Source organism: Streptococcus sp. 959, assembly GCF_013277075.1.
Lineage (GTDB): Bacteria > Bacillota > Bacilli > Lactobacillales > Streptococcaceae > Streptococcus > Streptococcus pseudopneumoniae_C.
Map to the genome: position 1 here is coordinate 177737 of NZ_VMMF01000016.1, position 13400 is coordinate 191136.

The following is a 13400-nucleotide window of genomic DNA, read 5'->3' on the forward strand; positions in this document are numbered from 1 at the left end:
ATACTTTCTAATTAATCAATATATAACATAGCTGTGCGGTTTTCCGATCGGAAATAGCGCTTGCCAGAAAAAGCAGTAGCTTCTTGCAGTAAATCCTCTTGGCTGTAGCCTTTGAGACGTTTACGACCATCAGCCAAGCTTTCCAAGTCTGTCAAAGCTGTCAGACTCTCCACGTTAACAACTTCCTCATCTCCGACTGCCTTCATGTAAATCTTTCCAGACTCTTCAAAGACTAGCTGATGGGGGAAAATTTGTGCAATCTCAAAAAGCAAGTCATCTGAAATCTTCTCTTCATTCTCAGAGAAAATTCGACCAAGGCCCTCTCTCTCATAGCAAAAACCAAAGGATTTACCAGACAGATTAAGCCTAATAAAAGGCTTATTTTCTAGGGTGAAACTTGGCTCAGCATTGTAGAGGTTCAGTTCCTGACTGACTTCTGCAAAATAATCCGTCGCAGCCTCAGGACTCTTTTTCTGGTAGAGTTCTGCAAAATAGGCATTGACCACACTTGGCGGAGGAGTGATCAGTGCCAACTGCTCCTGCTCTGTTTTACCAGCTAGAAGTTGATCTAGATAGACCTTATCCAAACTTGTATAGCCTCCATACTTTAGAGCCAAAGTTTTAATATCAGTCATAAAATTCCTCTAACCTCCATTTATTTTTTTCAGAAATGTAGCCTGTAATGACTTCCCCGTCATCCTGATAATCACGTTCTTCCAGAATCGCAACACTTTCCAAATCATGAATCTTGTAAGACTTAGAAAAAGGCACGCGCAGGGTAAATCTCTCAAAAATATCCTTGATTTTCTCTAAAAACAAAGCCTGCAAGTTCTCACGACTATCCTTAGACTTGGCAGAAATGAGAGCATAGGGCGTTTGGGTCGGCGTGAAATCCTCCACCAAATCCGCTTTATTATAAAGGGTTAGGCGAGGAATATCTTCCATATCCAAGTCTTTCATAATAGACAGAACCGTTTTTTCATGCTCCTCGTGGTAAGGATTGCTGGCATCGATAACATGAACCAGAAGGTCCACATGCTTGCTTTCTTCCAAGGTCGACTTAAAACTGGACACCAACTCTGTCGGCAAATCTTGGATAAAGCCAACGGTATCTGTCAAAGTTACTTGGAGATTTCCCCCCAGATGGATACTCTTAGTCGTCGCATCTAGAGTCGCAAATAGCTCGTCCGCTTCATACTGAGTCTTACTGGTCAAGGTGTTCATAATAGTTGACTTCCCAGCATTAGTATAACCAATCAAACCAATCTTAAAGGTACTCGACTCCAGACGTTTTTCTCGAACTGTCGCCCGATTTTTCTCAACCACCTTGAGCTGACGCTCGATATCCGTGATTTGATTGCGAACACTACGACGGTTCAACTCCAGCTGGCTTTCTCCAGGTCCACGGGAACCAATTCCTCCTGCCTGACGACTGAGCATAATCCCCTGACCAACCAAACGAGGCAAGAGGTATTTGAGCTGGGCTAGGTGAACTTGGAGCTTCCCTTCATGGCTTCGAGCCCGCATGGCAAAGATATCCAAAATCAACTGCATACGGTCAATGACCTTAACACCGAGAACTTCCTCCAGATTGACATTTTGTCGCGGAGTCAAGCGATTGTTGACAATGACAGTGGTAATCTCTTCTGCATCCACCATGAGCGCAATTTCTTCCAACTTACCAGAGCCGACAAAGGTCTTGGAGTCATATTTTTCACGTTTTTGCCTGTAGCTATCTACAACGACTGCCCCAGCCGTCTTGGCTAGACTGGCCAATTCTTCCATAGAGAGGTCAAAATTGTCCATGCCTTGCAATTCCACACCGATCAGCAGGACGCGTTCCTCTTTTTTCTCCGTTTCAATCATCTAAAAACTCCTCTATCTGGCTTAAAATGCGGTCTTGCACACCAGATTCTCCAATCTGATAAAAGGTGACCTGCATGCGATTACGGAACCAGGTCAGCTGACGCTTAGCAAAACGACGGGTAGCCTGTTTGAGACTCTCACTCGCTTCCTCCAAGGTCTGCTCCCCACGGAAATAAGGAAAGAGTTCCTTATAGCCAATGCCTTTAGCAGCCTGCACATCAGGATAATGATCAAAGAGCCACTTGGCCTCATCCAAAAGACCAGCCTCAAACATCAGATCCACTCGGCGATTGATGCGCTCATAAAGTTGACTGCGTTCATCATCCAAGCAGATGATCAATGGTTCATACAAGGTCTCTTGATTTTCCAAATTCTGACCAAAATGGGCAATTTCCAAGGCACGCATAGCACGACGACGATTAAACTGAGGAATTTCAAGGCCTGCTTGCTCCACCAAATGGGCTAATTCCTCATCTGTATAAGGCTCTAAACTAGCTCGATAAGCTAAAATCTCCTCATGGGGAGTCTCCCCACCTAGATGGTAGCCTTCTAACAAGCTCTGGATATAAAGTCCAGTACCACCAGCAATAATGGCCAGTTTACCACGACTTTGAATGTCCTCAATCGCCATCTTAGCTTCTGAAACAAAATCAAAAGCCGAGTAAGACTCGGTTACCTCTCTAACATCGATTAAATGATGAGGAACAGCTGCCTGCTCTTCTGGACTAGCCTTAGCTGTCCCAATATCTAGACCTCGGTAAACCTGCTGACTATCGCCACTAACAACTTCGCCATTAAAACGCTTTGCAACTTCAATGGCTAGAGCTGTCTTTCCAACAGCAGTCGGTCCAACAATCACAATTATTTTTGTTTTCATCTTTTTTCCTTGAAAAATTCCCATTTTTTCGTTACTATTATTATAACACAAAAAGATCAGTCAGAAAAATGTGACCTCTTGAAGAGGCTGACTGGTTGAGAATATAAAGGAGGAAGACTCATGGCTAAAGGATTCGCTAAAGGTCTTGTAACAGGTGTCGCAGGAACTGTCGCTGCACTTGCAGGCGCGGTATACGCATTTAAAAAGAAAGTAATCGAACCAGAAGAGCAAAAAGCAGCTTTCATCGAAGAAAATCGTAAAAAAGCAGCTCGTCGTCGCGTATCACGTTAAGAAACAAAAGAAGTTGGGATTTATTGTCTCAACTTCTTTTTTCTATTCTTTTATACTCAATGAAAATCAAAGAGCAAACTAAGAAGCTAGCCGCAGGTTGCTCAAAGCACTGCTTTGAGGTTGTAGATGAAGCGACGCTGACGTGGTTTGAAGAGATTTTCGAAGAGTATTAAATAGCTAGGTCAAACTTCAACTGTGGCTTAACAGGGTCATAATCCACCAACTCAAAATCTTCTGCTTTGATATCAAAGAAATTGGTCTTATCTGGCACATTTAAGACCAAACGTGGTTGGCAGTTTGACGGCTCCCGACGGAGCAATTCCTGAGCTTGTTCAAATTGATTGTCATAGATATGGAGGTTGTTGATGAAGTAGAAGAACTTCCCAACCTTCCAGCCAAAATGCTTGGCAATCATCATTTGGAGAGCCACGTACTGCATAGCATTGATGTGGTGGGCCACCAGCATATCATTGGAGCGCTGGGTCAAGGTCGCATCCAGATAGATTTCTCCATCTACACGGCGGACATCAAACATGGTCTGAAAGGCGCACGGAAGAAGGCCGTCTGTCTCCTCAAAAGCTTGGTAATCCCAGAGCGAGATAATATTGCGGCGGTTCCAAGGGTTGGCTTCCAGCTGCTTGAGAATCTTATTGATGATGTCGTGTTTCTTAACAACAGCACCATAGCGCTCACCAATGGTTCCTGTATCCCCCACTTCCCAGTCATTCCAGTAGTGAACATTGTACTTGCTATTTAGCACTTCTAGGCTATTGGACTGATCTTGGTAAATCCAGAGCACTTCTTTGATAGCTGATTTGATAGCAATAGGACGCAAGGTTGTGATGGGGAATTCCCCCTTTGCCAAGTCATACTCGGCAAAGGCACCCGTTACGTACTTAGAGTTGGCAACCGTCCCATCCTTGTACTTGGGACGGGCCTGCTCAGAAAAGACACCGTCTTTGAGGATTCGTTCAATATTTTCTTTAAAAATAGTATCTGCTTTTGTCATTCTCTCTCACCTCATTTATTGTCCTAACTAGTATAGCATAAAAAAAGAAAGGAGGAAAATTACTCGCTTCTGGAAAGCAATTTTCTCCTTTTTTATTTTATTGCAATACAAGTGATGCTGCTCCGATAACTCCAGCGTCATTTCCTAGAGTTGCAAGAGCCAATTTAGTGGATGTGCGTACTTGTGGGAAGGTATTTTCGTCGTACACTTTTTGAACGCCTTGTAGAAGGAATTCTCCTGCAGCTGACACACCGCCACCGATAACGATTGTTGATGGGTTTAGGATTGAACCGATGTTAGCACAAGCGATTCCCAAGTAACGTGAGAAGTTACGATAAACGATCAAAGCAAGGTCGTCTCCTTCTTTTGCAAGATCAAAGACAGTCTTAGCGGTTACTTCTTCTCCATTATCAATCAAGCGTTTCAAGGCTGCATCGCCTTCGTATTCATCAGCATAACGACGAGTCAAGTTGACAATCCCTGTTGCTGAGGCAACTGTCTCAAGGCAACCTTTCTTACCGCAAGTACATGCGATTGGTTGGTCAAAGTCAACAGTGATGTGACCAAGCTCACCTGCTGCACCAGCAACACCGTGAAGCAGTTTACCTTCAGCGACGATACCGCCACCAACACCAGTACCGAGTGTCATAAAGACAACGTCTGGTTGGTTATCACCAGCACCCATCCAGCGCTCACCAAGAGCTGCTACGTTGGCATCATTATCGATGAAGAATGGGATACCCAAGGCTTTTTCAATTTTTTCTTTGATTGGTTGAAGGGTTTTCCAGTTGAGGTTGTAGGCACCAATAACAGTTCCTTTTTCACGATCAACCACACCTGGTGATCCCATCCCAATTCCTTGGAAGTCCGCTGCTGCCAATCCAAGCAAGTCCAAACGATGTTGAATAGACTCAATCATATCATCAACGATATGACTTCCCTCATCCAAAATGTTGGTCTTGATAGACCATTTTTCTTGGATTTCTCCTGCTGTTGTTAAGATTGCAAATTTGATAGAAGTTCCACCAAGGTCAATCCCAATAATCTTTTGACTCATCATATTCTCCTTTTTCATTATGAATTAATTGAAAATGCTTACAGTACTAGTATAACAAAATTCACTCATTTATGCAAAGGTTTGCGTAAATGAATTATAAAGAATTTTTCGCCTACCAGTATCTGTTAGTCATCTAAATGATTAATTGCATAGTTAGCTTCTTCCTCTGTAAAGCCATCTATAGAAGAGGTCAATTGATTGATGAGACGAGACTTAGACATATTAAATAATTTTCTATAGTTCTTAGCATTAAATAAGGCATTATATTTATAATCGGCTTCTAAATGATCAACCGCATATTGAGCTGCATCATTTGAAAATTTATCAAAATCAGAAGTTAATTGTCTATACATACGTTTTTTTGACATGTGGAATAACGAATTATAACTTTTTGCCTTTCCTAAAGCAGCAGAATATTCACTATTGCTATCATTACTAGAAGAAGCTGTACTTGCTTGACCTTCCTTCCAAACTCCGTCAGCGCCAACATAATAACGTCCACCATCAACCCATTCATTGACAGCCATTTTACCATTCGATTTTAAATAGTAATTTCCTTGCCATGTACTATAAGCATAAGATCCATCTGATTTCAAGTAATACCAAGCTTGATAGGTAGCATCATAAACCCATTCACCTTTAGCCATTTTACCATCCGATTTCAAATAGTAGTTCCCTTGCCAAGCATTGCGAGCATAAGATCCATCTGATTTCAAGTAATACCAGGCTTGGTAAGAAGAGTCATAAACCCATTCACCTTTAGCCATTTTACCGTTTGATTTAAGGTAGTAAGCTCCTTGCCATGTACTGTAAGCATAAGATCCATCTGATTTCAAGTAATACCAAGCTTGATAAGAATCATCATAAATCCATTCGCTCTGGGCCATTTTTCCGTCTGCTTTCAGATAATAACTTCCTTGCCAAGTATTTTTCACTGGATTTCCATTTCCATCAAAGTAATACCATGCACCATCTTGCTTAACCCAACCACTTGTTGTAGATGAAGTTGTGTTGGTTTGAGCCGCAGTTGCTTGTTTTGCTTTAAAGGCACCCTTAGGAGCATTTTTCAATTCGCAAGCCACACCATCATGATCGCGGTCTAACTTGGCAGAATAACCAGGATCCCCCTCATGAAGATCCGAATAGCCATTAGCCCAAGCTTCCTTACAACTAGAAAAATGAATGTTTTCTTCCGCTAAAACTGGTTGTGAAAACAAGGCTAAAACTGGCAATGTAGCCAGACTCATTTTTAAAAATAGACGTTTGTTCATCTTTTTCTCCCATAATTATGATATCGATTTCATGTTTATTTTATCAGATTTATTTCTTCAATTCAAGGAAAAATCAATCCTAGTTCTTATAACTTTTCATTACAATTCTTATTTTTGTTTTTGAATAAATAACTCATACAAACCTCTCACTGCATTACAGCCATATATAGCCTCAACTTGGGCTAAGTCTGTCAAGGTCAAGACTTTCTCTTCTACTTGTCCTGTTTCTAGTAAATACTGACGGTAAATTCCTGGCAAGATTCCAAGTCGGATAGGCGTTGTGTAGAGTTTCCCATTAATTTTTAAGACCAGATTTCCAATAGAGGTTTCAAGAAGTTCTCCAGACTTATTGTGGTAAATGATCTCTTGTTCCCCTAAGCTCAAATGCGGTCTGTGAGTTGTCTTAAAGTAGGTAAAGGCTTGCTGCAAATTGGCTTCCTGAAGGCAGAGTTGGACCTGACAAAAGCTTGTACTAAGGGGTGTTAATACTTGGCGATCGACTTCTATCTCTCCAGACTTGCTGAGAGAAATTCGCAAGCGGTAATCTTGATTAGCATCACAAGCCTGACACTCTTCCTCTATCTTTTGTCTTAAGTCTTCTGCATCAAAAGGAAAGGCAAAATATCGACTAGCTTTTCTCAGCCTTTCTATATGTTGATTCTCAAACAACAAGTTCTTCTGGCTGATTTTCCCTGTAGTAATCAGTTTGAAACGAGCTTGTTTACGATAAAGAACGGCTGCCTTTTGATGAACCTCGCGGTATTCAGATTCCCAAGTGCTATCCCATGTAATGCCTCCGCCAACTCCATAGATGGCTTTCCCTTGATACAGTTGAATGGTCCGAATGGCGACATTGAAAATCCGTCGTCCATTTGGAAGCAAGAGACCAATGGTTCCACAGTAGACTCCACGCGGTTGTGGTTCCAAGTCCTTAATGATTTCCATAGTCGCAATTTTCGGTGCGCCCGTTATGGAACCACAAGGAAAGAGAGAGCGAAAAATGGTAACCAAATCCACATCCTCTCGCAACTGACTCTTGATGGTCGAAGTCATCTGCCAGACAGTCGAATATTGCTCCACTTGACACAAACGCTCCACATGCTCACTTCCCACTTCAGAAATACGGTTCATATCGTTGCGCAAGAGGTCCACAATCATCATATTTTCAGAGCGATTTTTGGGATCCTGCTCTAACCAACTGGCCTGCTCCAAGTCTTCTTGGTCAGTCATGCCACGCTGAGTCGTTCCCTTCATTGGTCGCGTTGTCAACTCACGGTCATTTTGCTCAAAAAAGAGTTCTGGACTCATGGAAATCACTGCCATCTCGTCATGTTCAACATAGGCATTGTAGCCCGCCTCCTGCTCTACCACCATGCGATTGTAGATGGCAAAAGGATTAGCGCTTAAATCTTGCTTGAGTTGGACGGTATAGTTGACCTGATAGGTGTCTCCCTGCCGCAAATGATGGTGAATCTGAGCAATAGCCTTTTCATAGTTTGCTGCAGACGTTACTTCCTGCCAATCAGACGGCAAATTAACCTCGTCATAAATCAGAGGAATAAGGGATGTTTCCACCCTATCATGAACAGTAAAGTAAAGCAAATACTCGTCCAATAAAGGAGCCTTGTGAACTGCTAATTTCTCCTCAAAAGCAGGTGCAGCCTCGTAGCTGACATAGCCCACCACATAGTAGCCCTGCTCTTGGTAGCTTTCCACTTGTGCCAATAAGGCTGTTACTTCTGCTACATTTCTCGTTTTCAACTCTTTAATGGGCTGGGTAAAGATGTATCTCTCCCCCAAAGCCCTAAAATCAATCACTGTTTTTCTATGCATACCTTAAGTATAGCACAAAATAAGAAAACCCTCATCCGCAAAGCAGATGAGAGAGTTCAATTATTTAAAGATTGAAGTTTTAAAGCTGTTTGTTTGTTGAAGAAGTTTCTTGAAGAGCTTCTCTTTAAGTGATACGGTATTATCAAATTTAACTGAGCCATTATTAAGAGTTGCTTTATCTTTATCAACAGCTGCAGCAAATGCTTGTTTTAATTCATCGTAACTATTATAAGTTGTTCCATCGATTTCAACAGCATTAAATCCTGCTTTAGCCTTATCAACAACTTCTTTGAAGTATGCTTTCTTCCAATCTTCTAGAGTATTAAATTTACCATCAGAAACTTTCTTAATGATAAAGTCATCACCTAGAGTAGCATGACCAGCTTTTTTAGACTCATTTTTCAACATGTTAGAAGCATAATTTAGGAAGCCTTTCTCATATCCAAAGTAACCCCACATACGGAAGGTGTTATGTTTGAATGACATTGCTCCTGGAGCTCCTTCACTTGTATTACCACCATAGATACCAGCAGTGATAGGCACCGTTACATAGGCAGAGCCAAATCCAGTTGGGTCATAAGTACCATTACCAGGACCGTGCTTGGTCATGAAATTCTTGTCTACTAGATCGTTAACAGAAGTTAAGTTATATTCTTTTTCTTCTGCATTCAAATCACGAACCTCATCATACTGGTTCTTCGTATTAGCGTTACGTAATTTTTTATCCACTTTCTTGAACCAAGCACTATTTAAGGCTTTATCCTGTTTATCAAGAACGGCTTCACCTTCAAGGTAGTCAAGAAGCATGAGCGTATCATTGAAACCTTTCATGTAATGATCGATTTCAGCGCGAGAAGTGAGGTCGTTTGGATTAGTGTTATACCATTGATTTCCATCATTTGGACGTTCGTAGGCCATGTTCAATCCTAGTGCTTTAAAGTCACCGTTTGGACTTGTTTCAGCAGGTGATTGTAACATACCTTGTGCGAATGCCTCTAAATCAGTTCCTTCACGGTGTCTTGAACCACCTAAGTAAACCATACGGTCGTTTACGTGAGTCGTTTCGTGAGTAAATGCAGAGATACCAAAGTCACTAATCATATTGGTAACCATGAAGAAAACTGAATCATCTTTATAAGGATTACCGTAGATACGAGCTACAGCTCCCATACGCCAGTCAGTAGCATGGTAACGACCTGTTGGTCCGTACAATTCACGAACTGGAGCGACATCTTTACCGCTGTTAGTGTGACCGTATTTGTCAGTACCTTCTGGATAGTTTTGGTTATCTAGTACTGGTGTTGGTACCATGTTATTGCTCTTAAGTAGTTGATTACGAACTTTATCCAATGATAAACGAGACCAGAAGTCTAGATAATTTTGTTGAGCTTTTGCCACTTTATCGATTTCAGGTTTGAATGCTTCACGCTCTGCTGCTGTGTTCTTACCGTATTTCTCAAATGAACTGTACGCTAGTGTATTGTATGTTGAGATTAGAATCATGTGAGCATCTTTTAAGTTAAGAAGTGGGAGGATCATCTTACCATGTACGTCGTTGTTTAATCCTTCGTATGCTCTGTGTTTCTTATCTGCGAATTCAGGTGTTGTTGTTTTCGGCTCAACGACATATACATTATCTTTAGTTGCTTTTATGAACCAATCGTTTAAGTCTGTGTCACTTGTGAAGAGTTCCATATTGTATTTCAAGAACTCATGTAAATTACCTTTACCAGTAGCACCAGCGATTACTTCACGATAAGCATCGTGAGTACGATCACCCTTAATATAACTTTCTTTAGAGCCAATATTAATGATTCTATCTAAGACACTAACGTTCTTACCGTAGAAGTCAGGTTTGAATAACATTAATTCTTTAATATTAAAGTCATCGAATTTAACTCCGTAGTAACGGTTGAGGTAAGACAAACCAAGAAGAACTGCAGCCTTATTGTCATCGATTTTCTTAATCAAGGCACGTTTTGCAGCTTCATCTGTGTTCAGTTGGTGATCTTCATTTTCCACTAACTTCGTAACAAATTTATTAAGGTTATCTTTAACATACTTGAAGCTTTCTTCTAAGTACAAATCCTTAATTGCATTGACTTTGTTGCCACCAGTTCTACCCAAGTGTTGGTAAATCGGGTCAGATTGTAATTCTACTGGACTCAATTTACTTTCGATAGCACTGATTAAGTCAGCACGATCTTTAACAAGCATGTTTGGTGTATAAACAACTTCACCAAGTTCAGCGATACTATATTCTTTCACTTGCTTAACTTGAGAATCTTTTGGTGAAATTGTTAAGATTTCTTTTGTCTTATCTGCATAGTGAATCATAATATGGTCAGCATCTGTAAGGTCTGTGACAAAGTCATTTCCTTTCATTGCAGTTACAGACAATACTTCTTTCGTTAATAAGTTTGATCCAGCAGGAATCTTGTTACCTTGATTTACAATCCATTCTTTGTTATAGAACGGTTGAAGTTTTTCGATATTACGGTAAGCAAGCTCACGAGATGCGTCGTAGTCTTGAGTATCTTTATAAGTGTCAGATTTTGGTTTAACATTATTTAATGTATCTGAAACAAGAGGCTTGATAACATAATCATTAGCTGTAATTCCTAATGTTGCAATTTTCTGGTCAGCTTCATCTTGAGACACTTCTTTAATTCGGTTAGAAACAGAGAATTTAAATGAACGTTTACCTGTACTTACATCTTTTACGATAAAGTTACGTTCTAAAGCGTTATTTGAGAAGTATCCACCATCTTCGTCAATATCTTTAGATCCATAGAACACTTCACCATTTTCAACTTTCATCATAGACACAGAGTCTGCAACTTTACCCCATGCCCAGTTCTTACTAAGGAAACCACCTACTTCAACAGGTGTATTTACCTTAATAGTTCCTTTAGTAACAACGTTACGAACAGAACCATATTTACCAATTCCGTTAGGATCAGAACCGTTATCCGATCTAGCAACAAATCCACCGATACGAGCTTTATTAGCAACTATATCAGCTTCTACATATCCTTTATCAACATTACCTTTCCAGATTTCGCCAACCATGCCACCGAAATCCCAACCTCTATCACCTACGCCAGTAAGTTTACCAATATAAGCAACATTAGTAAGTTGTCCGCCGTTATCTAATTTGTTAACAAGTCCGGCAATTCCATCTCTACCAGTGATGCTACCAGTTACTTTAATATTCTCAACCGTAGCATTTTTAACAGTTCTAGCAAGAGCAGAAATGTTATCAATCCAAGGCATATTAATATCGACATTAGCCAAGTTAACATCTTTAACCGAACCACCTTCAATACCACCAAATAATTGACGTGTCATATTGTGGATTGAATAACGTTGTCCCTCAACACTTGATAACTTACCTCTAAATGTACCAGGAACATACTCTTTATTTGGTGTTGGAACATTAGCAGCATTCAAATCTGCACCAAGTTTGAACTCACCGCTAGGGTTAGCTTTCATATCTTTTACAAGCTCATTGAAGTTGTAGTAAACATTACCTTCTTTTGCTTTTTGTTTTTCAAAGTAATGAACATACTCTTCTTTAAGTGTGTTATCAGCATTACGTTGAACTAAGTCCGGTGCTTTGGCAGTAACTTTGTATAAAGTTTTTCCATCTTTTTCTACTTCTTCAATCTTGTCAACAGCAAGTCGTGTAACTTTGTTGTCGTGAGTTGTAACTCGTAGGTAAAGTGGGGCAACATCGGCTGGTTTTTCTGTAAGCAAACTAGTATCTGTTTCATTACCGTCAGCGTCCACACTCATCAAGCTTGTTTCTTTGATATTTTTGATTTCAACTTTTTTGAGGTCAATTCTTAGAGGTTCTTCATTCAGAACTACTTCCTCATCGCCTTCACCACGGTCATAAACCATCTTAGTTTCAAGTTTATAATCCTTATAGTATTGCAGATCTGTCAGGCTAGCTGTCAAGTTGTCAGGTGAAACATTTAAAGTTTTCACAATCTCATCACCTTTTTTCAGAGTTAAGGTGATAGATTTAATGGCCGCCTTGCTTGGATTTTCTAGACTGTATTTAACATCTGAAGTCCGTTTCAAATCCTTAGGTTCAACTGCAGTGATGGTCAATACTGGTTTTTCAAAGCTCTTAGTACCACGTTTCAAAATTCGGTCTTGAGGGGCCTCAATAACTTCTTCTGTTACTTTTGGTGCATCCTCAGTCTTAACTCCTTTGATAGTATTAAAGGTCTTAGTGATTTTTTTCTGACCTTCTTTCCCTTCTTGAGCTACGACTTCTAAACCTTTTTTCAGTTGATTATCTTCTTCAATCTTTTCTTTGAATGGAATCTTTTCAAGGCTTTCCTCTACAAGAGTTCCTTCAATTGGTTTTGTACCACGGCTTACCTGTTGATTTACAGGCTCCTTAGTCACTTCCGTACTGGTTGAAAGAACTTGGTCAGTTTTGACACCTTCTACCGTTTTATAGGTTGTTTTGGTAACTTGACTTCCTTTTTCACCATTTCGTAGGACAGTTTCTTCGTCTGTATACTTAGTTGGATCCTCAGTCGTTTCAGTTTTGTAGTCAATTTCTGTAGTTGATTCTTCAACAAGGGTTCCCTCAGTCACCTTATACTCAGGTAACTGATCTTGAACAAGTGCTTGACCTTCCTTGCCTTCCTCTTGAGTTCCTTTTACTTCTACTTGAGCTTCTGGTAGTTCAGGTTGCGTTAAAGATTGGCCTTCCTTACCTTCCTCTTGAGTTCCTTTAGACTCTACTGTAGCCTCTGGTAGTTCTGGTTGCGTTAAAGATTGACCTTCCTTACCTACCTCTTGAGTTCCTTTAGACTCTACTGTAGCCTCTGGTAGTTCTGGCTGTGCTAAAGATTGACCTTCCTTACCTTCCTCCTGAGTTCCTTTAGACTCTACTGTAGCCTCTGGTAGTTCTGGCTGTACTAAAGATTGACCTTCTTTACCTGCCTCTTGAGTTCCTTTAACTGCGACTGTAGCTTCTGGTAATGCAGGTTGAGTTAAAGATTGGCCTTCCTTACCAAATTCTTGAGTTCCTTTAGACTCTACTGTAGCTTCTGGCAATTCGGGTTGCGTTAAGGATTGGCCTTCCTTACCAGATTCTTGAGTTCCTTTAGACTCTACTGTAGCTTCTGGCAATTCGGGTTGCGTTAAGGAGTGACCTTCCTTACCTACCTC

At 40.6% G+C, this 13400-nt stretch carries 9 protein-coding genes; 1 reads left to right on the forward strand and 8 read right to left on the reverse strand.

Annotated elements, in window-relative coordinates; translation table 11 throughout:
* Positions 1-11: 11 nt before the first annotated feature.
* Genes HT717_RS05980 through miaA form a run of 3 tightly spaced genes read right to left on the reverse strand, consistent with a single transcriptional unit; the run spans position 12 to position 2743 of the window.
* A complete protein-coding gene (locus HT717_RS05980; protein ID WP_173304695.1) occupies positions 12-635 on the reverse strand; it encodes a cystathionine beta-lyase in 624 nt (207 codons plus the stop codon).
* Entirely contained in the window at positions 628-1866 is a 1239-nt protein-coding gene (gene hflX / locus HT717_RS05985) for a GTPase HflX (protein WP_173304697.1), read from the reverse strand. Before hflX ends, HT717_RS05980 begins: the two co-directional genes overlap by 8 nt.
* Positions 1859-2743, reverse strand: a complete 885-nt coding sequence (gene miaA / locus HT717_RS05990) for a tRNA (adenosine(37)-N6)-dimethylallyltransferase MiaA (protein ID WP_173304699.1) — start codon at positions 2741-2743, stop codon at positions 1859-1861. Before miaA ends, hflX begins: the two co-directional genes overlap by 8 nt.
* Positions 2744-2863: 120 nt before the next feature.
* Here miaA and HT717_RS05995 point away from each other — a divergent pair, with 120 nt between their 5' ends.
* A complete protein-coding gene (locus HT717_RS05995) occupies positions 2864-3034 on the forward strand; it encodes a DUF3042 family protein (protein WP_001051777.1) in 171 nt (56 codons plus the stop codon).
* A gap of 169 nt (positions 3035-3203) precedes the next feature.
* Here HT717_RS05995 and HT717_RS06000 read toward each other — a convergent pair whose 3' ends face one another.
* The 5 genes from HT717_RS06000 to HT717_RS06020 form a co-directional block, all read right to left on the reverse strand.
* Entirely contained in the window at positions 3204-4043 is an 840-nt protein-coding gene (locus tag HT717_RS06000) for a thymidylate synthase (protein WP_173304701.1), read from the reverse strand.
* A 97-nt stretch (positions 4044-4140) separates the two neighbouring features.
* Positions 4141-5100: an ROK family glucokinase gene (locus tag HT717_RS06005; RefSeq protein WP_031227726.1), complete on the reverse strand. Its 960-nt coding sequence runs from the start codon at positions 5098-5100 to the stop codon at positions 4141-4143.
* 125 nt (positions 5101-5225) lie between these two features.
* On the reverse strand, positions 5226-6371 hold the full coding sequence (locus HT717_RS06010; protein WP_173304703.1) for an Ltp family lipoprotein: 1146 nt from the start codon (positions 6369-6371) through the stop codon (positions 5226-5228).
* A gap of 108 nt (positions 6372-6479) precedes the next feature.
* Positions 6480-8204: an aminodeoxychorismate synthase component I gene (pabB, locus tag HT717_RS06015; protein ID WP_173304705.1), complete on the reverse strand. Its 1725-nt coding sequence runs from the start codon at positions 8202-8204 to the stop codon at positions 6480-6482.
* Positions 8205-8264: 60 nt separating this feature from the next.
* A partial coding sequence (locus HT717_RS06020; RefSeq protein ID WP_240149503.1) for a ZmpA/ZmpB/ZmpC family metallo-endopeptidase occupies positions 8265-13400 on the reverse strand: 5136 nt, incomplete at its 5' end.